Source organism: Kribbella sp. NPDC003557, assembly GCF_040610805.1.
Classification (GTDB): domain Bacteria; phylum Actinomycetota; class Actinomycetes; order Propionibacteriales; family Kribbellaceae; genus Kribbella.
On record NZ_JBEXMY010000001.1, the window covers coordinates 1,154,322 to 1,177,089 of the forward strand.

General features: G+C 69.7%; 24 protein-coding genes. 12 read left to right on the top strand and 12 right to left on the bottom strand.

Translation table 11 applies throughout. The annotated features are described in order from the left end of the window. Window positions 1-412: 412 nt before the first annotated feature. From ABZW60_RS05515 to ABZW60_RS05530, 4 genes are read right to left on the bottom strand one after another with little or no spacing between them, the layout of a single operon-like run. Window positions 413-1,159, bottom strand: a complete 747-nt coding sequence (locus tag ABZW60_RS05515) for a phosphoglyceromutase (RefSeq protein WP_355474316.1) — start codon at window positions 1,157-1,159, stop codon at window positions 413-415. 9 nt (window positions 1,160-1,168) lie between these two features. Further along, window positions 1,169-1,657 carry a YbjN domain-containing protein gene (locus ABZW60_RS05520; RefSeq protein WP_355474318.1) on the bottom strand — a complete coding sequence of 163 codons (489 nt, stop codon included), beginning with the start codon at window positions 1,655-1,657 and terminating at the stop codon, window positions 1,169-1,171. Continuing rightward, window positions 1,654-2,946 carry a D-inositol-3-phosphate glycosyltransferase gene (gene mshA, locus ABZW60_RS05525; protein WP_355474320.1) on the bottom strand — a complete coding sequence of 431 codons (1,293 nt, stop codon included), beginning with the start codon at window positions 2,944-2,946 and terminating at the stop codon, window positions 1,654-1,656. Before mshA ends, ABZW60_RS05520 begins: the two co-directional genes overlap by 4 nt. 4 nt (window positions 2,947-2,950) lie before the next feature. Continuing rightward, the gene (locus tag ABZW60_RS05530; RefSeq protein WP_355474322.1) at window positions 2,951-3,829 is read right to left on the bottom strand and encodes a helix-turn-helix transcriptional regulator; all 879 of its coding nucleotides are present in this window, start codon (window positions 3,827-3,829) and stop codon (window positions 2,951-2,953) included. Window positions 3,830-3,932: 103 nt separating this feature from the next. On the opposite strand from ABZW60_RS05530, the gene ABZW60_RS05535 reads away from it, so the two are divergent. The 6 genes from ABZW60_RS05535 (at window position 3,933) to ABZW60_RS05560 (ending at window position 8,050) form a co-directional block, all read left to right on the top strand. Then, a complete protein-coding gene (locus ABZW60_RS05535; RefSeq protein WP_355474324.1) occupies window positions 3,933-4,676 on the top strand; it encodes an SDR family oxidoreductase in 744 nt (247 codons plus the stop codon). A gap of 80 nt (window positions 4,677-4,756) precedes the next feature. Continuing rightward, the gene (locus ABZW60_RS05540) at window positions 4,757-5,758 is read left to right on the top strand and encodes a hypothetical protein (protein ID WP_355474326.1); all 1,002 of its coding nucleotides are present in this window, start codon (window positions 4,757-4,759) and stop codon (window positions 5,756-5,758) included. A gap of 43 nt (window positions 5,759-5,801) precedes the next feature. Beyond that, window positions 5,802-6,548, top strand: coding sequence for an SDR family NAD(P)-dependent oxidoreductase (locus ABZW60_RS05545; protein ID WP_355474328.1), 747 nt, complete (start codon window positions 5,802-5,804; stop codon window positions 6,546-6,548). Window positions 6,549-6,628: 80 nt separating this feature from the next. After that, window positions 6,629-7,012, top strand: coding sequence for a helix-turn-helix transcriptional regulator (locus ABZW60_RS05550; RefSeq protein WP_355474330.1), 384 nt, complete (start codon window positions 6,629-6,631; stop codon window positions 7,010-7,012). Window positions 7,013-7,049: 37 nt separating this feature from the next. After that, complete coding sequence (locus ABZW60_RS05555; protein ID WP_355474332.1) at window positions 7,050-7,583, top strand: hypothetical protein; 534 nt, start codon at window positions 7,050-7,052, stop codon at window positions 7,581-7,583. 125 nt (window positions 7,584-7,708) lie between these two features. After that, the gene (locus ABZW60_RS05560; protein ID WP_355474334.1) at window positions 7,709-8,050 is read left to right on the top strand and encodes a DUF2516 family protein; all 342 of its coding nucleotides are present in this window, start codon (window positions 7,709-7,711) and stop codon (window positions 8,048-8,050) included. Window positions 8,051-8,054: 4 nt separating this feature from the next. Here ABZW60_RS05560 and ABZW60_RS05565 read toward each other — a convergent pair whose 3' ends face one another. Further along, on the bottom strand, window positions 8,055-8,846 hold the full coding sequence (locus ABZW60_RS05565; protein WP_355474336.1) for a L,D-transpeptidase family protein: 792 nt from the start codon (window positions 8,844-8,846) through the stop codon (window positions 8,055-8,057). 89 nt (window positions 8,847-8,935) lie between these two features. Between ABZW60_RS05565 and ABZW60_RS05570 the strand changes: the two genes are divergently transcribed. Next, window positions 8,936-9,439 (top strand): macro domain-containing protein, encoded by a 504-nt coding sequence (locus ABZW60_RS05570; RefSeq protein WP_355474338.1) that lies wholly within the window; start codon window positions 8,936-8,938, stop codon window positions 9,437-9,439. Window positions 9,440-9,479: 40 nt separating this feature from the next. On the opposite strand, the gene ABZW60_RS05575 is transcribed toward ABZW60_RS05570, so the two are convergent. The 3 genes from ABZW60_RS05575 to typA form a co-directional block, all read right to left on the bottom strand. Next, complete coding sequence (locus ABZW60_RS05575) at window positions 9,480-10,070, bottom strand: L,D-transpeptidase (protein ID WP_355474340.1); 591 nt, start codon at window positions 10,068-10,070, stop codon at window positions 9,480-9,482. 170 nt (window positions 10,071-10,240) lie between these two features. Beyond that, window positions 10,241-11,893: a glutamate--tRNA ligase family protein gene (locus tag ABZW60_RS05580; protein ID WP_355474342.1), complete on the bottom strand. Its 1,653-nt coding sequence runs from the start codon at window positions 11,891-11,893 to the stop codon at window positions 10,241-10,243. A 3-nt stretch (window positions 11,894-11,896) separates the two neighbouring features. Further along, complete coding sequence (gene typA / locus ABZW60_RS05585) at window positions 11,897-13,762, bottom strand: translational GTPase TypA (protein WP_355474344.1); 1,866 nt, start codon at window positions 13,760-13,762, stop codon at window positions 11,897-11,899. A 269-nt stretch (window positions 13,763-14,031) separates the two neighbouring features. Between typA and ABZW60_RS05590 the strand changes: the two genes are divergently transcribed. Next, window positions 14,032-14,667 carry a helix-turn-helix domain-containing protein gene (locus ABZW60_RS05590; RefSeq protein WP_355474346.1) on the top strand — a complete coding sequence of 212 codons (636 nt, stop codon included), beginning with the start codon at window positions 14,032-14,034 and terminating at the stop codon, window positions 14,665-14,667. 19 nt (window positions 14,668-14,686) lie between these two features. Here the strand turns inward: ABZW60_RS05590 and ABZW60_RS05595 are convergent, their stop codons facing one another. Beyond that, entirely contained in the window at window positions 14,687-15,643 is a 957-nt protein-coding gene (locus ABZW60_RS05595) for an asparaginase (RefSeq protein ID WP_355474347.1), read from the bottom strand. Between the two features lie 46 nt (window positions 15,644-15,689). Further along, entirely contained in the window at window positions 15,690-16,682 is a 993-nt protein-coding gene (locus ABZW60_RS05600; protein WP_355474349.1) for a glycine cleavage T C-terminal barrel domain-containing protein, read from the bottom strand. Between the two features lie 109 nt (window positions 16,683-16,791). On the opposite strand from ABZW60_RS05600, the gene ABZW60_RS05605 reads away from it, so the two are divergent. Continuing rightward, window positions 16,792-17,613 (top strand): LLM class flavin-dependent oxidoreductase, encoded by an 822-nt coding sequence (locus ABZW60_RS05605; RefSeq protein ID WP_355474351.1) that lies wholly within the window; start codon window positions 16,792-16,794, stop codon window positions 17,611-17,613. A gap of 165 nt (window positions 17,614-17,778) precedes the next feature. Here the strand turns inward: ABZW60_RS05605 and ABZW60_RS05610 are convergent, their stop codons facing one another. Further along, on the bottom strand, window positions 17,779-19,161 hold the full coding sequence (locus tag ABZW60_RS05610) for a cation:dicarboxylase symporter family transporter (RefSeq protein ID WP_355474353.1): 1,383 nt from the start codon (window positions 19,159-19,161) through the stop codon (window positions 17,779-17,781). 134 nt (window positions 19,162-19,295) lie between these two features. On the opposite strand from ABZW60_RS05610, the gene ABZW60_RS05615 reads away from it, so the two are divergent. Both ABZW60_RS05615 and ABZW60_RS05620 read left to right on the top strand, forming a co-directional pair. Then, window positions 19,296-20,552: an ATP-binding protein gene (locus ABZW60_RS05615; protein ID WP_355474355.1), complete on the top strand. Its 1,257-nt coding sequence runs from the start codon at window positions 19,296-19,298 to the stop codon at window positions 20,550-20,552. Further along, entirely contained in the window at window positions 20,545-21,222 is a 678-nt protein-coding gene (locus ABZW60_RS05620) for a response regulator (protein ID WP_355474357.1), read from the top strand. Before ABZW60_RS05615 ends, ABZW60_RS05620 begins: the two co-directional genes overlap by 8 nt. A gap of 42 nt (window positions 21,223-21,264) precedes the next feature. Here the strand turns inward: ABZW60_RS05620 and ABZW60_RS05625 are convergent, their stop codons facing one another. Beyond that, window positions 21,265-21,759: an FABP family protein gene (locus ABZW60_RS05625; RefSeq protein WP_355474359.1), complete on the bottom strand. Its 495-nt coding sequence runs from the start codon at window positions 21,757-21,759 to the stop codon at window positions 21,265-21,267. A gap of 212 nt (window positions 21,760-21,971) precedes the next feature. Between ABZW60_RS05625 and ABZW60_RS05630 the strand changes: the two genes are divergently transcribed. After that, window positions 21,972-22,334: a DsrE family protein gene (locus ABZW60_RS05630; RefSeq protein WP_355474361.1), complete on the top strand. Its 363-nt coding sequence runs from the start codon at window positions 21,972-21,974 to the stop codon at window positions 22,332-22,334. Window positions 22,335-22,768 lie beyond the last annotated feature (434 nt).

Here is a 22,768-nt window from a genome sequence, read left to right on the forward strand (position 1 = left end):
TCATCACCGCTAGGGCGTTGATGCCCGCCGTGCCCGTCAGTCAACGCAGGAGTCTCATGGTCAAAGCTAAGGCGTGAGGTCGATCCACCGAACTGTTCAAGTCCTTGCCTGCTACCCCTGAGGCGAGTCGTCGAATGGCGTTGAGCGTCGACTGGACTTGCGGCCGGTGACCGCTGCATCTGCGCCGGCGCCGCAGACCAGAGGCGCCTCGTCGTCCCGGCGGAGCCGGCAAGAACCAGCCGCGCCGAAGGCATGACCTTTTCCCCCCCCCCCACGGATCCCGTCGCTCGCCGGGCCCTCAGTCCAACACGAGTGGCGCCCCCGGCGCGGCCGGTGGAAGGCAGCCGCGTCGGGGGCGTGTTGTTTGGGTGCGTCGGGGGCGCAGTCGCTGCGCCGGACGCGGGGTGTTTGGTTAGCGGCCCTGGTTCTTGACTGCCTCGATGGCTGCTTGGGCGGCGGCCGGGTCGAGGTATTCGCCGCCGGTGGTGACGGGCTTGAAGTTGTCGTCGAGCTCGTAGTACAGCGGGATCCCGGTCGGGATGTTGAGGCCTACGACGGTCTTCTCGTCGAGGTTGTCGAGGTGCTTGACGAGGGCGCGGAGCGAGTTGCCGTGGGCGGTGACCAGGACGGTCCTGCCGGCCCGCAGGTCGGGCACGATCGCGTCGTACCAGTACGGCAGCATCCGCTCGACGACGTCCTTGAGGCACTCGGTCGCGGGCAGGATCTCCGGCGGGAGCCCGGCGTACCGCGGGTCACCGGCCTGGTCGTACTCGGAGCCGCGCTCGATCGCCGGCGGCGGGGTGTCGTACGACCGGCGGAACAGCATGAACTGCTCCTCGCCGAGCTCCTCCAGCGTCTGCTTCTTGTCCTTGCCCTGCAACCCGCCGTAGTGCCGCTCGTTGAGCCGCCAGGACCGCCGTACGTCGATCCACTGGCGCCCGGCCTCCTCCAGCGCGATGTTGGCGGTCCGGATGGCGCGCCGGAGCACCGACGTGTGCAGTACGTCGGGCAGCAGCCCGCGCTCGAGCAGCAGCTGACCGCCGCGGTGCGCCTCCTCGACGCCCTGCGCGTTCAGGTCGACGTCGACCCAGCCGGTGAACAGGTTCTTGGCGTTCCAGTCGCTGTGGCCGTGGCGGAGCAGGATCAGGCGATAGGTCATACCCGCATGTTATCGAGGCTCCAGCCAGCCCTTGAACGCGTCCAGGTTTCGGGTCGACTCGCCGCGCGCCACCCGCCATTCGTACTCGCGCCGGATCGAGGACGCGAAGCCGAGCTCGAGGATCGTGTTGAACGACGTGTCGGCGTATTCCAGCACCGCACCGAGCAGCCGGTCCACCTCGCTCGGGGTGATCGCGTGCAGCGGCACCCGCCCGTCGAGGTGGATGTCGCCGAGGTGGTCGACGGCGAACGCGACGCCGTACATCTTCAGGTTCCGCTCCAGCAGCCAGCGGTACACGGCCGCGTGGTTCTCGTCCGGGTGCCGCGCCACGAACGCGTGCACCTGGACGGCCTGCGGGCCGACGGTGAGCGTGACCGTGGTCTTCAGCTTCCGCTCCCCCGGCAGGTCCACGACGAACGCGCCGGGCTCACTCTCGGTGAACTCGAGCTCGTTCTCGGTCAGTACCTGGCGGATCACGTCCGCCGCAGAAACTCTCACCCGGCCACCTCCGCGGCGATCTCCGCCGCCATCGTCTGCGTGGCGGTCCGGTACGCCGCCAGCGTCTTGCGGGCGGTCAGCTCCCAGCCGAATCCCCGGGCGTGCTCGACCGCCGCGTGGCTCATGGTCTCGCGGGTGGCCGGATCCGTCGCGATCCGCGACAGCGCGTCGGCGAAGTCGTCCACGCCGTGCCCGCGGACCAGGAAGCCGGTCCGCCCGTGCAGCACCGCCGTACTCAGGCCGCCGACGGCCGCGGCGACCACCGGCGTACCGCAGGCCTGCGCCTCGAGCGCGACCAGCCCGAAGGACTCCGAGTACGACGGGACGCACACGACCGACGCGGCCCGGTACCACGAAGCCAGCCGCGCCCGCTCCATCGGCTTCACGAACCGGGTGACGTCGTCGATCCCGAGCGCCCGCGCCAGCTCGGCGTGCGACTCGGGGTGCTCCATGCCGTTGCCGGACGGCCCGCCGATGATCGCGACGACCAGCCTCGACCGCAGTGACGGGTCCCGCTCGAGCATCCGCGCGGCCGCCCGGATCAGCAGGTCGGGCGCCTTCAGCGGCTGGATCCGGCCGACGAACGCCAGGACGACGGCATCGGCCGGCAACCCGACCGCGCGCCGGGCGGCGGCCTGGTCCCCGGGGCTGAACAGCTCCAGATCCACGCCGGGATTGACCACACCGACCTTGGCCGGCGCGGCGCCGTACAGGTCGATCAGCTCGTGGGCCTCGTCGTCGGTGTTGGCCAGCAGCCGGTCCGCTGCCTCGACGACCTGCTCCTCACCGAGCAGCCGCGCCGGCGGCTCGGGTACGTCGTCGTCCGCGAGGCTGGCGTTCTTCACCTTGGCCATCGTGTGCATGGTGTGGACCAGTGGGACGGCCCAACGATCCCGGGCGAGCAGCCCGACCTGGCCGGACAGCCAGTAGTGCGAGTGGATCACGTCGTACCAGCCGGGCTCGTGGATCGCCTCGGCGCGCAGGACGGCGCGGGCGAAGGTGCAGAGCTGGGCCGGGAGCTCGTTCTTCGTCAGGCCCTCGTACGGGCCCGCGGCAACGTTGCGGACCATCACGCCGGGCAGCAGCTCGACGCGGGCCGGCAGCACCGATGCGGTCGCCCGGGTGAACACGTCGACCTCGATGCCCAGTCCGGCCAGCTGCTTGGACAGCTCGACGACGTACACGTTCATGCCGCCGGCGTCGCCGGTTCCCGGCTGGTCGAGCGGTGAGGTGTGGAGGCTGATCATCGCGACCCGCCGGAGTGGACGGTCGGCGGAGAAGTCGGTCACCTGGTCAGGGTAACTCCGGGGTCTGCGCGGGGAATCGGGACTTCTCCCTATCGGCGGCGGTCCAGCTCGCGAGCAGGCGGAGGTTCTGCTCGGAGGTGGAGCCCGGCTCGACGGTGTACGTGACCAGTAACTGGTCCGGTTCGCCCGGCGGCTGGAGCGTCTCGTACTGCACGGTGATGTCGCCGACCAGCGCGTGGTGCTGCGTCTTGGTCCCGAACGTCTTGTCCTTCACGTCGTGCCGGGCCCAGTGTTCGCGGAACTCCGGGCTGCGGATCGACAGCTCGCCGATCAGCTCGGTCAGCTCCGGATCGTCCGGGTAGCGGCCCGCATACATCCGCAGGTAGCCGACGGTCTCCTCCGCGACCGCGTCCCACTCCGGGTAGAAGTCGCGCGACGCCGGGTCGAGGAAAACCAGCCGGGGGATGTTGCGGTCCTTGCAGTCGAGGCTGTCGAAATCGGCGATCAGGGAGGCGGCCAGCCGGTTCCAGCCCAGGACGTCCATCCGGCGGCCGAGTACGAACGCAGGCACGTCGGGCATCGAGTCGAGCAGCCGCTGCATCCCCGGGCGCAGGCGTTGCGCCGCGCGGCGCCGCGGAGCACGGCGGACCGGTTTCGCCAGCAGCGCCAGGTGTTTGCGCTCGTCCTCGGTCAGCTTCAGGACGTCCGCGACCGCGTCCAGGATCTCCTGCGAGACGTTGTCGGTGCGGCCCTGTTCGAGGCGGACGTAGTAGTCGGCGCTGACGCCGGCGGCCTGGGCAAGCTCCTCGCGGCGCAGGCCCGGCACGCGGCGCCGCCCGCCGTACACCTTGACGCCGAGCTCCTCGGGCTGCACGCGCGCCCGGCGCGACTTGAGGAATTCGGTCAGCTCGGCACGACGATCCATACCTTCCAGTATCCAGACCAGGCGGATCCGCAACCTGGTCCTGCCAGAACCAGGCTCAGCAGACACCTGGGTAAGCCTCGGCGGCCGCCCCAGGATCGGTGCCATGACCAACTTGAGCATTCGCAACGCTGTAGTCACCGGCGCCGCCAGCGGTATCGGCGCCGCCGTCGCCACCCAACTGGCCGAGGCCGGCGCCTCGGTCGCGCTCGTCGCGCGGCGGCAGGACCGCCTAAACGACCTGGCCGGCAAGCTCGGGCCGCGTACCTTCGGTGTCGGCCTGGACGTCACGTCGCAGGAGTCCGTCGACGCCGGTGTCGCACGGATCCACGAGCGGCTGCAGACCGTCGACCTCGTGGTGAACGCGGCCGGCGTGATGCTGGCCGCGCCGATCGCCGACGGCCGGCTCGACGACTGGACCCGGATGATCGACACCAACGTCACCGGCGTACTGCGGCTGATCCAGGCCTTCACGCCCGACCTGATCAAGGCGGCGAGCGAGGGCCGCACCGCCGACCTGGTGAACATCTCGTCGATCGGCGCGCACGCGATCTTCCCCGGGTACGCCGTCTACGGCGCCACCAAGGCCGCGCTCACGCAGTTGTCCGCGGCGCTCCGGGCCGACCTCTCGCCGTACGACGTCCGCGTGACCAACCTCGAACCGGGCCTGACCGACACCGAACTCGCCACCCACCTCGACGACTCCGGACAGGATCTGATCGCGTCGATGAACGAGCAGATCGGCCCGCTGCACGCCGACGACATCGCCGACGTGGTGACGTTCGCGGTCAGCCGCCGGCGGGAGCTGAACCTGCGCCAGATCATCGCGCTGCCGACCCGCCAGGCCTGACCTGTGGTGGGGCTACGTCCACCCCCACTGGCGGACTCGCACCACTGCTTCCCGGGCGCCGCGCCGAAAGCATTGAGGACATGCGTACAGTCCTCCAAGAAGTCAGGTCCTGGCATCGCCCGTTGATGCTGATGGTGCTCGTCATGTCCGGTCTGGTCGCGGTGTCCGGGATCGGTCTGCTGGTCGACGGCCGGGAGATCCTCAACGAGTCCGTGTGGCTGAAGCCGTTCAAGTTCGGGATGTCGTTCGTGCTGTACGGCGCGACGCTCGCGTGGCTGCTCTCCAAGCTGCGCAAGGCGAAACGCTTCGGCTGGTGGACCGGGACGCTGTTCGCGGTCACCGGGATCGTCGACGTCGGGTTCATCGCCGTGCAGGCCGCGCGCGGCACGTTCAGCCACTTCAACGACAACTCCGACACGTTCAACCAGGTCGGCCAGAAGGTCTTCATGTCCGGTGTCCTGGGGCTGTTCGGCGCGAGCCTGGTCGTCGCGATCATGCTGCTGTTCCAGCGGATCGGCGACCGGCCGCTGAACCGGGCGATCCGGGTCGGCCTCGGGCTGGCCGTGGCCGGGATGGCGCTCGCGTTCTACCTGGTCGGTTCGCAGGGTCAGCGGCAGGAGGTCACGGACGCGTACGGGCACCCGGTCACGTTGGCCGGCAGCCACGGCATCGGCGTCGAGGCGGGCGGTCCGGGGATGCCGTTGACGAACTGGAGCACGGTCGGCGGCGACCTGCGGATCCCGCACTTCGTCGGACTGCACGCGATCCACTTCCTGCTGCTCGCGGTCCTGGCGCTGAGCCTGCTCGCCGCCCGCGTCGAGTGGCTGCGGCCCGAGCGGGTCCGCAACCGGCTGATCGGTGTCGCGGCTTTCGGGTACACCGGCGTGATGATCACCGTCACTGTCCAAGCGTTCCGCGGACAGGCGCTGATCCATCCGGACGGGCAGACGCTGGCCATGCTGGGCGGGTTCCTGGCGGTCAGTCTCGCGGCGCTCGCCGGTGTCGTCGCGTCCGCCCGGCGGCGTCCCGCCGTACCCGCGCAGGCGGCGCCGCGGCAGCCCGTCGGAGCCGGCCGGTCCTGAGACAGCCGGCTTCGCCGCCGGGCGGGTTTGAGAGACTCGGGCTATGACTTCCGAGCGTCCTCTGGCAGTGGTGACCGGTGCTAGCAGTGGGATCGGGGCCGCGTCGGCGCGCTACCTCGCCCGCGAGGGATTCGAGGTGATCTGCGTCGCGCGGCGCCTGGACCGGATCGAGGCGCTGGCCAAGGAGATCGACGGCCGCGCGGTGCAGTGCGACGTGACGTCCGCCGAGAACGTCGCCGCACTGACCGCGGCGGTCGGCGACGAGTTGCAGGTGCTGGTGAACAACGCCGGCGGCGCGTTCGGGTTCGAACCGGTGGCCGACGCCGATCTGGACGCCTGGCGGCGGATGTACGAGGTGAACGTGATCGCGGTCGCGGCCGTCACCAAGTCGTTGCTCCCGGCACTGATCGCCGGACGCGGCACGATCATCGTGATGGGCTCGACCGCCGGCCAGGTCGCCTACGAGGGCGGTGGCGGGTACGTCGCCGCCAAGCACGGCGCGAAGGCCGTCGTCGACACGCTCCGCCTCGAGCTGTACGACCAGCCGGTGCGGGTCAGCGAGATCGCCCCCGGCATGGTCCGCAGCGAAGGCTTCGCGCTGACCCGCTTCGACGGCGACCAGTCCAAGGCCGACGCCGTGTACGCCGGTGTCCGCGAGCCGCTGACATCCGAGGACGTCGCCGACATCGTGGCCTGGATCGCCACCCGCCCCGCGCACGTGAACATCGACCGCATTACGGTCCGCCCGCGCGCCCAGGCCGCCCAGCACAAGGTCTTCCGGGAGCAGTAAGAAGCAGTAAACGGTTCACGTGAGCCGCCTCACGGGCCGGGTGCTTGCAATTGCAAGCACCCTGCTAGCACACTGGGGACATGGCCAAGTTGAGTGATCGGGCGGCTGGGGCGGTGGGCTCCCTCGGGGAGTACCTCGCCGAGCAGCGGCGGCACGCGCAGTTGTCGCTGCGGCAGTTGTCCGACCTGGCCGGAGTGTCGAACCCGTACCTCAGCCAGATCGAGCGCGGCCTGCGGAAACCGTCGGCCGACGTGCTGCAGCAACTCGCGAAGGCGCTGCGGATCTCCGCGGAGACCCTGTACGTACGGGCCGGCATCCTCGATCCGGACGAGAGCCAGGAGGGCAAGCAGTCCTCCGGTGTGGTCGACGCCGTCCTGCTCGACCCGGCGTTGAACGAGCGGCAGAAGCGTGTGCTGCTGGACGTCTACGCGTCGTTCGTCCGCGAGAACACTCCTACCGAGTGACCCCAAACCTGCTGAAAACACCCCGAGGAGAAGCCTGATGGCTACCCGTACGCCTGTTACCCCGTTCTACGCGATCGCCGGTGCCGGCGACCTCGCGGTCGAGAAGGTCCGCGCCGTCGGCGAGGACGTCACCGCCCGGTTCGCCAAGCTGGACCAGAAGGCCCTGCAGACCGAGCTCACCAAGGAGCTGACCAAGGCGCAGACCGAGCTGGCCAAGCGGTTCGAGGCGATCGTCGCCGACGCCCGCACCGCCCCGGCCAAGCTGCGCGACCTGCCGAAGACCGCGCAGGCCGGCTTCACCGTCGTCCTCGGCCAGGCCGAGGAGACCTACGAGGACCTGGCCGGCCGCGGCAAGGACCTGGTCGAGCGGATCCGCCACCAGAAGGCGACCGAGGACCTGGTCACCTCCGCCAAGACCACGGCGAGCAAGGCCAAGGCCACCCGGACCACCACCCGGAAGACCGCGCAGTCCGCGACCCGCACCGTGAAGGCGACCGCGACCAGCGCCCGCAAGACCGCGAAGGCCGCCACCAAGGCCGCCGGGGCCGCGGCCGACAAGATCGGCGACTGACCACCGGTCCGCATCACCACAGACAGTGATGATTCACCCACTCGGCGGTGAATCACGGGCCCGGGCGGTCCACAGCTGCCACTCGGCAGCGGTGGGCCGCCCGGTCTGTCGGTTAGGCTCGTAGCATGATCACCTTCCAGAGCCTGATCCCCGGGTTCGACGATCCGCTGTCGGTCATCTGGTGGGTGCTGCTTGCGATCAAGCTGGTCGCGCTCGCCGACGCCGTCTTCCGGCCCCGGGCGGTCTTCATCGCCGCCGACAAGCTCACCAAGCCCGGCTGGGTGCTGATCCTGTCGGTCTTCACCCTCAGCCAGGTGTTCCAGGGCTGGCTGAGCTTCTTCGGCCTGATCGGCATCGTCGCCTCCGCCGTCTACCTGGTGGACGCGCGTCCCGCCCTCCGGGCCGCCACCGGCCGTGGCCGCGGTGGCTGGGGCGTCCGGCGCCGCCGAGGGCCCCGCCCACTGTAAGTGGTTACGAGCGGTAGACGATGACCTTGTCGCCGACCTTGACCTCGTCGAAGAGGATCTTGATCTTGGCCAGGTCGCGGACGTTCACGCAGCCGTGCGAGGCGCCGTTGTAGCCGCGGGCCGCGAAGTCCGACGAGTAGTGCACCGCCTGGCCGCCGCTGAAGAACATCGCGAACGGCATCTTCGAGTCGTACAGCTTCGAGACGTGGTTGCGGCTCTTCCAGCCGACCGTGAAACTGCCTTCGCGGGTCGCGGTCTTCACGGCGCCGAACCGGACGTCCAGCTGCATCTTCACCACGCCGTCGACGACGTAGCGCAGCTTGCGGCTGGTCTTGTCGATGCAGAGCGCCACACCCGTCGCGCAGCGGGCGTCGAGCTTCTTGCCGTTCACCACCGGCACCGGCGGGTAGAGCTCGGTCTGGGTCGGCTCGTGGGTGACCTTGACGAGCTGGTCCCAGGTGTTCTGGTCGAGGTACCCGAGCTGGGGAATGCCCTTCGACTTCTGGAACTTCTTCACCGCGGACCGGGTCATGGTCCCGAACTCGTTGTCCAGGTAGCGCTTCTCGAGCAGCTTCAGCTGCACCAGCCGCGCTTCGACCTTGCGGACGTTCGTGCCGCTGGAGCCGTTCTTCCACAGCGCCTTCGGGTAGATCGGCAGCTCGCCGCTGACCTCGAACGGCACCGTCTTCAGGTCCTGCGGGGTCGCGGTCGCGGTCGTTCCGGAACTCAGGAGTGCAGCAAGCACGCCCCCGGCGACCAGCCCGCTCAGCACCTTGCGAATGATCAGCCCACGCATCGGAGAACCCCTCTGGTAGCCCCGTCCCTACACTTGTAGGACGTCCTCACCGGCCATCTGGTTGGCTCAGCGTACCTGAGGAGCCGCATATGGAGATCGTGCTGAGCACCGCCGACATCACCACGGTGCCCGCGGACGCGATCGTGAACGCCGCTCACCACGCCCTGCGCGGCGGCGGTGGCGTGGACGGCGCGATCCACCGGGCGGGCGGCCGCGAGATCCTCGACGAGCTCATCGAGCGGTATCCGGACGGCACTCCCACCGGTACGGCGGTCTGGACCACAGCCGGCGCGCTCCCGGCGTCGTACGTGATCCATGTCGTCGGGCCGAACTACACCGCCGGGCAGCGGGATCCCGCGCTGCTCGAGTCCTGCTACCGCAACGCGCTGCGGATCGCGGACGAGCTCGGGGTGCAGACGATGTCGCTGCCTGCGGTCTCGGCCGGGATCTACGGCTGGCCGGCCCGGTCGGCCGCGGACATCGCCGTACAGACGCTGCGCCGGACGCCCACGGGCGTGGTCAAGGCCACTTTCTGCCTGGTGGAGCCACGGCTCTACAAGGCGTTCGGAAACGCGACAGCGGCCGGGGAGTAGCTCCCCGGCCGCTGTGCTCGGTGTGCTCGGTGTGCTCAGCTCACTTGCTGTAGACGACGACGCGGTCGCCGACCTTCACCCGGGCGAAGATCCAGGCGATCTTCTTCTTGTCGCGGACGTTCGCGCAGCCGTGCGACGCGCCGTTGTAGCCGCGGGCCTTGAAGTCCGACGAGTAGTGCACCGCCTGGCCGCCGCTGAAGAACATCGCGTACGGCATCTTGGTGTGGTACAGCGACGAGACGTGGTTCTTCGACTTGCGGTAGACGCGGAAGACGCCGTTCCGCGTCGGGGTCCGGCTGGAGCCGAACCGGACGTCCAGCACCTGCACCGGCTTGCCGTTCACCATGTAGACCAGCTTGCGGGTCTTCTTGTTGATGCACAGCACCCGCCCCTTGGTGATGCAGCGGCTGTCGATGCGGTACTTCGCGATGAGCTTGCTGTTCGAGGTCGCCTTCGGCTTCGCCGCGGCGGCCTTCGGCGGCAGACCGACCGGAGCCGGAGCCGTCGTCGTTTTCTGCGCCGACGTCGCGACCTGAGGCGCGGCCTCAGCCGTGGTGGATGCCGACAGTGCGCCGACGCCCACGAACGCGGCAGCCGTCAGGGTTGCGCCGAGCTTACGCAGAATGCCCATGTTTCCCTTGTCCTTCCCCCAAAGAGTGCTTCCACAAGACAGACGTCGCTACTTCACGTCTGGTTGGTAACGAATCAAAACTTTCTTCCCCCGCCACTGACCGAGAAATGGTGTATCACACCGACGGAGCCGTGTGCGCGCTCCGTCGGCGACCGTTTCCAGTTCGTGTTCTAGGCGGCCAGCGCGCGCAGCCGGCGCAGGACCTCCGGGGCGCCCAGCGCCTGCGCGGTCGCGTGCAGGTCGGGGCTGCGGGTGGCGCCGGTGATCGCGACCCGGACGAGCTGCGAGGCCTCGCGGATCGAGCCCACGTACGCGTCCGGATCCTTCTTGTATTCCTTGGCGTTCGGCGCGAACCGGTGCTTGCCGGCGAGGGTGCGGATCTGGTCGAACCACTCCTGCGGGTCGTCCAGATGCTCGTAGCTCGCGACGAGGTCCGCGGCGAACGCGGTCACCACGTCCGGCGCGACACCGAGCGGGACCAGCCGCTCGTCGGACGGCCCGTCGACCGGGACGAACAGCTCGGGGAAGAAGAAGCCGTACGCCGGGCGGAAGTCCGACCACTTGCGCAGGTCCTTACGCGGGTTCTCGACACCGTCCCGCTCGACCGCCAGCGCCCGCAGCGCCAGCTCCTTCTCGTTGTCCAGCACGGGAACCAGCTCGGCGTCGTACTGCACCGCCCAGGCGCGAACCGCGTCGAGGATCTGCTGCCCGCTGAGCGTCGCGATGTGGTCGGCGCTGATGTCCTCCAGCTTCACCAGGTCGACCAGCGGCCCGGCGACACCGCACTGGCTCAGGTCGATCGGCGTCGACAACGCCTCGGCCAGCGGCAGCTCCGCGAGCCGGCCGTTGGCCAGGCCGCGCAGGTAGTACAGCACCGCGTCGGCCGGGAAGCCCGCGCCGATGTAGAAGTCCACACCGGCCTCGGGGTCCTTGCGCTTGGACAGCTTCCGCTTGCCGCCCGGGATCTGCTTCATCAGCGGCGCGATGTGCGCGTAGGTGATCGGCTCGAACTCCAGCGCCGCGAACAGCTGCTGGTGCAACGGCACCGAGGAGATCCACTCGTCGCCGCGGATCACCAGGTTCACCCGCATCAGGTGGTCGTCGACCGCGTGCGCGAAGTGGTACGTCGGCAGCCGCGGCGACTGGTCCGAGGCCTTCAGGATCACCGCGTCGTTGCGGTTCGCCTCGTGCCCGAGCCGGCCGCGGATCGCGTCCACGAAGCTGGTCCGCTGCCCGTCGGCGTCGTCGGGGGTCCGGAAGCGCACGACATACGGCGCCCCCTCGGCAAGCTTCGCGGCGACGTCGGACGGATCGGCGTCGCGCCAGATCGCCCACTGGCCGTAGTACCCGGTCGGGACCTTCGAGGCCTGCTGGCGGGCGGTGATGCCGGCGAGCTCGTCCTTGGTGGCGAAGCACAGGTACGCCTTGCCCTGGCGGAGCAGGTGCCGCACGTAGGTCAGGTAGATCTGCTCGCGCTGCGACTGCAGATACGGCCCGTACGCCCCGTGGTCGCGGTCCTCGTCGGAGCTGATGCCGAAGTACTCGAAGGCGCGCGCGAACTGCTCCAGCGCGCCCTCGACCTCACGGGACTGGTCGGTGTCCTCGACCCGGACCAGGTACACCCCGCCGGTGTTCGACGAGATGTCCCGGTCGATCATGCCGACGTAGACGCCGCCGATGTGGATGAACCCGGTCGGCGACGGGCCGAGGCGGGTGACCTTCGCGCCCTCCGGCAACTGCCGGAGGGGATAGCGGTCCTCCCAGTGCTGCGGCTCCGGAAGGTCGGTCGGGAACAGCCCGTCGATCACAGCACGATCCAGCATCTCTCAGCTCTTCGTCTTGCGACCGAGCTTCGCGCGCTCGATCTGGGTGAGGGCGACCTTGCGCATCCGGATCGCGTCCGGCGTGACCTCGACGCACTCGTCCTCGCGGCAGAACTCCAGCGACTGCTCGAGCGACAGCTTGCGCGCCGGGACGAGCTTCTCGAACTCGTCGGCGGTCGAGGACCGGACGTTGGTCATCTTCTTTTCCTTGGTGATGTTCACGTCCATGTCGTCGGCGCGCGAGTTCTCGCCGACGATCATCCCCTCGTACACCTCGGTGGTCGGCTCGACGAACAGCGTGCCGCGCTCCTGCAGGTTGATCATCGCGTACGACGTCGCGGCGCCGGCCCGGTCCGCGACCAGCGAACCGCTCGGCCGCGTCCGCAGCTCGCCGAACCACGGCTCGTACCCCTCGAACACGTGGTGCGCGATACCGGTACCGCGGGTGTCGGTGAGGAACTCGGTCCGGAAGCCGATCAGGCCGCGGGCCGGCACCAGGAACTCCATCCGGACCCAGCCGGTGCCGTGGTTGGTCATCTGCTCCATCCGGCCCTTGCGGACCGCGAGCAGCTGCGTCACGGTGCCGAGGTACTCCTCGGGGCAGTCGATCGTCAGCCGCTCGACCGGCTCGTGCCGCTTGCCGTCGATCTCGCGGGTGACCACCTGCGGCTTGCCGACGGTCAGCTCGTAGCCCTCGCGGCGCATCTGCTCGACCAGGATGGCCAGCGCCAGCTCACCACGGCCCTGCACCTCCCAGGCGTCCGGCCGCTCGGTCGGGAGCACCCGGATCGACACGTTGCCGACCAGCTCCTTGTCGAGCCGGTCCTTGACCAGGCGCGCGGTGACCTTGGTGCCCTTCTGGCGGCCGGCCAGCGGGGACGTGTTGGTGCCGATCGTCATCGAGATGGCCGGCTCGTCGACGGTGATCAGCGGCAGCGGCGTCGGGTTCTCCGGGTCGGCGAGGGTGTCGCCGATCATGATCTCCGGGATCCCCGCGATCGCGACGATGTCACCCGGGCCGGCCGAGTCGCCGGGCACCCGCTCGAGCGCCTCGGTGACCAGCAGCTCGGTGATCTTCACCCGCTCGATCGTCCCGTCGTGCTTGCACCAGGCGACCTGCGAGCCCTTCTTCAGCGTGCCCTCGTGCACCCGCACCAGCGCGAGCCGGCCGAGGAACGGCGAGGCGTCCAGGTTCGTCACGTGGGCCTGCAGCGGCGCGTCCTCGACGTACTCCGGGGCGGGCACGTTGGCGAGGATCGTCTCGAACAGCGGCTCGAGGTCCTCGGAGTCCGGCAGCCCGCCGTCCTCCGGCTGAGTCATCGAGGCCCGGCCGGCGCGCGCCGACGCGTACACCACCGGGAAGTCGAGGGCGCTCTGGTCGGCGTCGTGGTCGAGCAGGTCGAGGAACAGCTCGTAGGTCTCGTCGACGACCTCGGAGATCCGGGCGTCGGCGCGGTCGACCTTGTTCACCACCAGGATCACCGGCATCTTGCGCGCCAGCGCCTTGCGGAGCACGAACCGGGTCTGCGGCAGCGGGCCCTCGGAGGCGTCCACGAGCAGCACGATCGCGTCCACCATCGACAGCCCGCGCTCGACCTCGCCGCCGAAGTCGGCGTGGCCGGGGGTGTCGATGATGTTGATCGTCACCTGCTCGCCGTTGGCCATCTTGTGCCGGACGGCGGTGTTCTTGGCGAGGATCGTGATGCCCTTCTCACGCTCCAGGTCACCGGAGTCCATCGCCCGCTCGTCGACGTGCTGGTGGGCTCCGAAGGCACCGGACTGCCACAGCATCGCGTCGACGAGGGTGGTCTTCCCGTGGTCGACGTGGGCCACGATCGCGACGTTGCGCAGGTCGTTACGGACAGGCATGAAGGAGCGCTCCAAGTCATCGAAGGGTGTTAGGCGGTGGCTACGGCTGGTTTCACGTGCCACTCGACACAGGGCGCAGCCCGTCCATCCTACCCGTCACGGATCGTGTCCCACGAATCGGGCAAGGCCTTTACATTCGTTGACTGGACGTCCAGTCTATAGAAGGCGCCTGGGGAGGGGCCGAAACAACGGGGGGTCAGCCCGAGGCGCCGGGCACGAGGGTTTTGGGGGTTGCCCGGCGCTTCAGGCCTCGACCGGAAGAAGGAGTCGTGCCGCGATCGGCGACCGTCAACCAGGAGCTCCGGGAACGCTCCCGCGAACGGATCCTGGCCGCGGCCCTGGAGACCTTCGCCGCGAAGGGCTACGAGGCCGCGTCGATCTCCGATGTCACGGCCGCCGCGGGCGTCTCCCGCGGCCTGGTGTCGTACTACTTCGCCACCAAGGAGCAATTGGCCGCCGAGCTACTCGACCGCTGGCTGGACGGCATCGCCGGCTTGTTGAGCATCCAGGGAACACCTGACGAACGTTTGGGCGGCATCATCGACGGCGCGCTGATGGCGGCCGCGACCACGCTGCCGATCCAGCGACTCGCCATCACGCTGATGATGCAGCCCAGCACGCACGACGTCTTCGCCCGCGTCGAGCAGGCCAAGTCCGATCGCCTGTCCCTGGTCGAGGACGCCATCCGCGATGTGTTCGCGGCCCGCGGCGCCGCCGACCCGGCGATCGAGGAGATGTTGCTCAGAGCAACTTTGGAGGGCGTGACCGTGAAGCTCGCGATCTACCGCGAGACCTTCCCGCTCGAAGACATCCGCCGCCGCCTGTACGCCGGCTACGACCTACCCGCCCCCGCCGCACCGCTCCCGATCCCCTCACCCCCGGTCGACCGCCTCCGCGCCAAGTGAGCCGGGCGGCGTCAAGGGCTCAGGCGAAGGTCGGGGCGTGCGGGCGGACCGCGCCGACGACGGCGTCGCCGCCGGTCAGGTCGAAGTGCAGGTGGTTCTTGATCGTGTCGTTGGAGATCCCGAGCCGCTCGAGCGTTGCGGCCATGACGACCTTGCGAGCGCGCGGCGTACCGTCCTCGAGCTTCAGCGCGATGCCGGTGCCGTCCGCGAGGCCGACGGCGTACACGCCCTCGGCGCCGGCCTTGCAGAACAGGCCGTTGACGGCCCGCATCAGCTCGGCCTCGTCACGCGTACTCCCGCTGGCGTACTCCGGGTACGCCCGGAACGCGTCCGCGATCCGGCCCTCGGGCGTGTCCGCGGCCGCGCCGGCGAACGCCCCGAAGGACCGCGCCAGGCCGGCCAGCGTCAGCGCGAAGATCGGCGCACCGCAGCCGTCGACCGCGACGTGCGCGACCTTCTCGCCCGCGGTGTCCTCGATCGCGGTCCGGACCGCCTGCTGCAGCGGGTGGTCCGGCGAGCGGTAGTCCTCCAGCGACCAGCCGTTGAGTTTGCTGGTCAGCAGCATCGCGGCGTGCTTGCCGGAGCAGTTCATCACGATCCGCTCCTTGCCGTGACCGGCGCGGACCCAGGCGTCCCGGGTGTCGTCGTCCAGCGGGTACGCCACCGGCGTCCGCAGCGCCGACTCCTCGAGCCCGGCCTCCGCGAGGATCTTCCGGACGCCGTCCAGGTGGAACTGCTCACCGGAGTGCGACGCGCCCGCGAGCGCGAGCAGCTCGTCGGTCAGCGGCAGGCCGTGGCGAAGCATGGCGAGCGCCTGCATCGGCTTGTTCGACGAGCGCGGGAACATCGGCCGGTCCACGACACCGACGGACCAGTCGACCGTGCCGTCGGGGTTCGTCACCACGACGGAGCCGCGGTGATGGCCTTCGACGAAGTCGCTCCGGACGACGTCGGCCAGGATCACAGGTTCGGTCACGGCTGAACTGTACAGGTGCAAAACCCCGTGTTGTGAATGATTCCCCTCACAACCGGGAGCGGACGTGCAGGCCGACCTCGGGGTCGACCAGGAGTTCCTGGGTGGCGGTCACCGTGGGCTGGTCCTCGGCGACGATCTCGAGGACGGCGGCGGGGTCGACGTTGCGCTTGACCAGGGCCAGGGCGATCGGGCCGAGCTCGTGGTGGCGGGCCGCGGAGCCGACCGAACCGACCTGCTTGTCGCCGGCCTTGACGGCGTACCCGTGGGCCGGGAGGTGGTCGACCGAACCGTCCAGGTGCAGCAGCACGAGGCGGCGCGGCGGGCGACCGAGGTTGTGCACCCGCGCGACGGTCTCCTGGCCGCGGTAGCAGCCCTTGTCGAGATGCACGCCGACGCCGAGCCAGCCGAGCTCGTTCGGGATGGCGCGCTCGTCGGTGTCCAGCCCGAAGCGCGGGTGACCCGCCGCGATCCGCAGCGCCTCGTACGCCCAGACCCCGGCTGCCGGGCCCTCCAGGCCGGCCAGCTCCGCACGCGGCAGGAAGACCTCATGCCCGCCGAGCGAGTCCTCACCGCTCCGGCTCAGGTGCTCATCGCCCGCGGGCCCGGGCCGCCAGACGATCGCGTAGTCGTCCGTCACGTCGGCGATCTCGACGCGGGACATGAACACCATCTTCTGCAGCCACTCGACCAGTGCGGCCGCCGCACCCGGCTCGGTGTGCAGCCAGAACGTCTCGCCGTCGTCGACGCCGTACATCGCGTGCTCGACGTGCCCGGTCGGCGACAGCAGCAGCGCGGTCGTCGACGAACCGGGTTTCAGTCCCTCGAAGTACTGCGTGGTCAGCGCGTGCAGCCAGGTGAGCCGGTCCGGGCCGGTGATCGTGACCACGTCGCGGTGCGACAGGTCGACGAACGCCTCACCGGCGACCAAGGCTCGCTGCTCGCGCAGGTCGGAGCCGTAGTGCGCCGCGACACCGGCGTCGAGTCCGTCGGCCTCGACCGCGCCGGGCCGGTCCAGCAGGGGGCTGCGCTTGCGTGACATGTCACCAGAGTACGTCGCGCGGCGTACGGCGAACGCCTCCCACCGTGGGATGTGGACAGACCCCCTGCCCGGGGACGCTGTCAGTACTACAGGCGAAGGGAGCAAGGTGATGAGCGACAAGCGGTTCAGGTTCGGTGTCGTCGGCAGCCCGACGACCGGTGACGAGTGGACGGCCACGGTGCGCCGGGCGGCCGAGCTGGGGTACTCGACAGTGCTGATGCCTGACGGGCTGCAGTTGCCGTCGCCGTTCCCGTCGCTGGCGATGGCCGCCGCGGTCGCGGACATCCGGGTCGGCACGTTCGTCGCGGCCGCTCCGCTGCGGACGCCGCGCGCCGCCGCGTGGGAGGCGCACACGCTGACCGTGCTCACCGACGGCCGGTTCGAGTTCGGCATCGGCACCGGGCGACCGGTCGCCGAGCAGCAGACGGCCGAGCTCGGCCTGCCCTGGGGATCGGCCAAGGAGCGCCGCGATCAGGTGCGCCGGACGCTGGATCACCTGCAGCAGCTCGACGGAGACCGCCGTACGCCGATCATGCTGGCCGCCGGTGGACCGCGAGCACTCGCCCTGGCGGCTTCGCGCGCCGACATCGTCTCGCTCGCCAAGGACGCGATGACGCCGCGCGCCGAGGTCGCCCAGCTGGTCCGGGACCTGCGCGAGCTGGCCGGTGCGCGGGCGGACGACATCGAGCTGGCGATGAACCTGTTCGCCGCCGGGACCCGCGAGCTGCCGCCGTGGACGAAGCGCGCGGCCGGTGTCGAGCCCGAGGTGCTGGAGGCGAGCGACTCGCTGATGATGCTGCGCGGCACGCCGCAGGAGATGGCCGACGAGCTGCAGCGCCGCCGGGACGAGTTCGGCACGTCGTACATCAGCGTCAACGCCACGTACCTCGACGACCTGGGACCGGTCGTGGAGATGCTCAACGGCAAGTAGGTCTGCAGCTCGACAGTACGTATAGGTCCACTGCGCGTCGCGCCAAGCGGGGGCGCAGGCAGGGAGCGGCGGTAGTGGACGCATACGTACTGTCGAGCTGCTGACACAGCGCTGCCCGCCGGTCTGTGGCCCGGCGGGCAGCGCTTGGAGGGGTGGGAAGGTGGATCAGGTGTCGGTCGGGCGGGCCGCCGGTGCGGTTGCCGGTACCGCGGCGGGGAGGTCACCGGCGTGGGTGTCACCGGCGGCGAACGCGACCTCGTCGAACGGGTCCTCGCCGCCGAACACTTGGCGGGCCTGCTCCTTGTCGAACTCGCCGACCCAGTGACCGACCAGCACGGTCGCGACCGCGTTGCCGGCGAAGTTCGTCAGCGCCCGGGCCTCGGACATGAACCGGTCGATTCCGACGATCAGACCGACGCCGTCGACAAGCTCCGGCCGGTGCGACTGCAGACCGCCGGCCAGCGTCGCCAGGCCCGCGCCGGTGACCCCGGCAGCGCCCTTCGAGGCGACGATCATGAACAGCAGCAGCGAGATCTGCTGCCCCAGTGAGAACGGGGTGTCCATCGCCTCCGCGATGAACAGCGACGCCATCGTCAGGTAGATCGCCGTACCGTCGAGGTTGAACGAGTACCCGGTCGGGACGGTGATGCCGACCACGGACTTGTCGACGCCGAGATGCTCCATCTTGCCGATCAGCCGGGGCAGGGCGGTCTCCGACGACGAGCTGGACACGATCAGCAGGAACTCGCGGCCGAGATAACGCAGCAGCTGGAAGATCGACACGCCGGTGACCATCCGGAGAATGGTGCCCAGGACAACGATCACGAACAGCAGGCAGGTGATGTAGAAGGCCAGCATGATCTTGCCGAGACTCACCAGCGCGTCCCAGCCGGTCGCGCCGACCACCGCCGCGATCGCGCCGAACGCACCGATCGGGGCGGTCCACATGATCATCGACAGGATCTTGAACACCAGCCGCTGGATGTGACCGATGCCGGTCAGGATCGGCTGGCCCTTGGCGCCCATCGCCTGCAGCGCGAAGCCGACCAGCAGCGCGACCAGGACGGTCTGCAGGACCTCACCCTCGGTCAGCGACGAGAGCAGCGACTTCGGGATGATGCCGAGGATGAAGTCGGTCGTGGTCTCGTGCGCCCCGGCGGCCTGCTTCTGGCCGGCCTCCCGGAGCTTGTCGGTCAGGTTCAGGCCGGAGCCCGGCTGCACGATGTTGCCGACCACCAGGCCGATCGCGAGCGCGACTGTCGACATCACCAGGAAGTAGACGAGCGCGAGGCCGCCGACCTTGCCGACGCTGGCGGCCTGCCGGACCGAGCCGATGCCGAGCACCAGCGTGCAGAAGATGATCGGGCTGATCAGCATCTTGATCAGGTTCACGAACCCGGTGCCGAGCGGTTTCAGCTCGACCGCGAAGTCCGGGAACAGGAAACCGACACCGATGCCGAGCAGGACGGCGACGATGACGGCGATGTAGAGGAAATGGGTCCGGTCGTTGCGCACCGGAGTCGGGCGGGGTTCGGTCGGGCTCGACATGGTCGGGACTCCCTGTATCGGCCTGGCGGAGGGGTGTTCGAGTAACTGTGACGTGACGCACAGGAGAACCGCGCATTTCGTTCATATCGTTCGCCGCATCGTCCGCCCTGCGAAGTGGGGGCACACTGTTCGCCATGAAACGTCGGCCGTGGGAGTTGCGCCGCCAGGTTCTCTGGTTGCAGACCGTCACGGTCACTGTACTCATCGCGATGGTCTGGATCGTGATGGTCAGCCGCTCCCGCGCCCAGGCGCTGCGCGACCACGCCGCGAGCGGGATCCCGGTGCCGGGCTGGGGGGAGCTGGTCCGGCTCGACCTGCGCTCGATGCTCGGCATCGGCAGCCTGATGCTCGGCGTCGCGATCGCCGGCAACGCGCTCGTCGCCTGGAGGGTCCGGCGGGCAACCCGCGGTGTCGGCACGCAGTCGCTGGCGCGGATGCTCGACTTCTACGAAGGCGTGCTGCACGCGGCCCGCGAAGGGCTGATCCTGCTGGACCTGCACGGCCGGGTCCAGCTGGCGAACGACGAGGCGCTGACGCTGCTCGGGCTGCGCTCGGTTACTCCCGGTACGCCGTTGGAGGAGCTCCACCTCGGCGCCCCACTGGCCGAGCTGCTCGCGACCGGGCGGACGGCGTACGACGAGCTGCACCTCGGCGCGCAGGGCGTCGTGGTCGTGAACCAGCAGCCGTCCGGGCGCGGGCGGATCGTCACGCTGCGGGACCACACGCAGCTGCAGCGACTGCTCGGCGAGCTGGACGCCGTCCGAAGCCTGGCCGAATCGCTGCAGGCGCAGAACCACGAGGCCTCGAACCGGCTGCACACCGTCGTCAGCCTGATCGAGATCGGGAAGCCGGAGCGGGCGCGCGAGTTCGCGGTGTCGGAGCTGCAGTTCGCGCAGGCGATGACGGACCGCGTCGTCGGCACGGTCGGCGACCCGGTGCTCGCATCGCTGCTGCTGGCGAAACTGGCGCAGGCCCAGGAGCGCGGCGTCGTACTCAGCCTCGATCTCGGGCAGGAAGCGCTGAACACCCGGCTGCCCGCGCAGGACGTGGTGACGGTCGTCGGGAACCTGCTGGACAACGCGATCGAGGCCGCGCGGGGCGGTCCGGCGCCGCGGAAGGTCGAGTTCCGGGCCGCGACCACCGCCGACGCCGTCGACCTGATCGTGACGAACACCGGCGCCGAGCTGGGATCGGTGGAGCTGGCGCACATGTTCGAGCGCGGATGGACCACGAAGGCCGAGCCGGGACACGGGTTGGGGCTCGTGCTGGTGCGCAGCACGGTCGAGCGGTGGCAAGGTTCGCTCATGGTGGATCCGGATTCCGAGCTGGACGACGTACCGGCGTTGACCGTGCGGGTGCGGTTGCCGCGGGCAGTGGGCGCCAGTGCCTGACCTGCGCGTCCTCGTCGTCGAGGACGATCCCGTCGCCGCGGAGGCCCATCGCACGTACGTCGAACGCCTGACCGGGTTCACCTGCGTCGGCATCGCCGGTACGGCCGGGCGCGCGCTGCAGGTGCTGGCCCGCGGCGACGTCGACGTCGTCCTGCTCGACATGCACCTGCCGGACGGGCACGGGCTGGACATCGTTCGCCGGATGCGGGCCCTCGGCAATCAAACCGACGTGGTCGCGGTGACGTCGGCGCGCGAGGTCGCGGCGGTGCAGGCGGCGGCCCGGATCGGCGTCGTGCAGTACGTGCTGAAGCCGTTCGCGTTCGAGACGCTGCGGGACCGGCTGACGGCGTACGCCCGGCAACGGCGGGCCGCCGCGCTCGGCGAGGTCGTCGCGGATCAGGACGAGGTCGACCGGCTGTTGCATCCGGCAACCGTCTCGTCGGTGCCGAAGGGACTGGCCGGCGGGGTGCTCGACCGCGTCGTCCAGCTGCTCGCGAACCGTGAAGGCTGGACCGCCGAGGAAGTGGCGACGTCGCTCGGCACGTCCCGGATCACCGCGCGGCGGTACCTCGAACATCTGGCCGACCAGGGGCAGGCGCTGCGGACCCAGCGCTACGACGGGCGCAGCGGACGGCCGAAGGTCGAGTACTCCTGGGTGGCGGAGAGCTAGGAGCCTGGCTGGCTAAGCGTTAGGACCCTGGCTGGCTGAGCGTCAGGAGCGGACGAGTGTCGCCCACAGGTGGGGCTGCAGCGACTGGCCCTCGGCGGCCATGTCGTACGCCCACAGGAGCTCGCCGTTGACGAGACCGTACAGCCGGTGGCCGGCGGTGACTTCCTTCGCGGTCACGGTGCGGGCCACGACGTCGGTCTGCAGCTCGATCTTCGCGCCGTCGATATCGCCGTACCAGATCTCGGCGATACCGGTCGGGTGCGCCAGGATCACCTCGACCTTGTTGTCCGGCTGCGGCCGCCAGAACCCGGTCTCGACGGCGAGCGGACGCTCCTTGGTGCCGTCCTCGCCGACCACGAACGTCTGGCTGACGTAGTGCAGGTACGGCTTGCCGTTGTGGGTGAAGTCGATCTGCTGCCCGAACTCGAACTTCTCGATCGTCGGGTAGTCCCCGTGCCCACGGCCCTCCCAGCGACCGAGCAGCCACGCGAGCGGCATCAGGTCCGGGTGCAGGTCCTGCGGGATCTCGAACGGCATGCGATCACTCAGTTCGCACTGCGGCCGCGATACAGCCGGTAGACGACGAACGCCGAGAACCAGCCCATGAACACACAGACCAGGACCAGCAGCGTGGTGAAGACGACATGCAGCACGCTGGTCAGTCTAGAGGATGCGTACTGCGGTCCTCGCCCGGCTCCACGTGACATCCCGCACGCCACCTCGGCGCGCCCGGCGGCTACCGTGGCGGAATGCCCCGCACGCTGGTGATCAAACTGACCGCAGGCGCCGACGAACCCGAACGCGCCAACCAGGCCTTCACCGTCGCCGCCACCGCCGTAGCGTCCGGCGCCACGGTCTCCCTGTGGCTGACCGGCGAGGCAGTCTGGTTCGCCGTCCCCGGCCGAGCCGAATCCTTCGACCTCCCCCACGCCGCCCCTCTCGCCGACCTCCTCACCGCCGTCCTGGAAGGCGGCCAACTAACGGTCTGCACCCAGTGCGCCAAACGCCGGGCCCTCACCGAATCAGACCTCCGGGAAGGCACCCGAATCGCCGGCTCCCCCGCCTTCACCGAAGAAATCCTCACGGACAACACCCAAGCAATCGTCTACTAGCCACCCGACCAGGCCAGCAGACACCGCGGCCCAGGTACGCCGACACCTCGGGTGCTGCGGCGCCCGGTGCGGCGGCGCTCCAGGTACGTCGGCCCCAGTCCGGCGGCCCCAAGTACGGCGTTCCCCAGGTGCGCCGGTCGCGGGGTGCAGCGATCCCCCAGGTACGCCGGCCCAGGTACGGCGTTCCCCAGGTACGCCGGCCCAAGTACGGCGTTCCCCAGGTACGCCGGCCCAAGTACGGCGATCCCCAGGTACGCCGGCCGCAGGGTGTTCCGGTCGCCTGGGTGTGGGCGTCGCGAGGCGACCGGCGTACGCAGGCGGAGGGTGTAGGTAGGTGGTTAGCCGATGGCGACGCATGCGACACCCGGCAGCACCACAGGACGCAGCCAGCCAGCGGGTCGGCCGCCCGGCGTACCCAGCAGGTTGGCCGACGT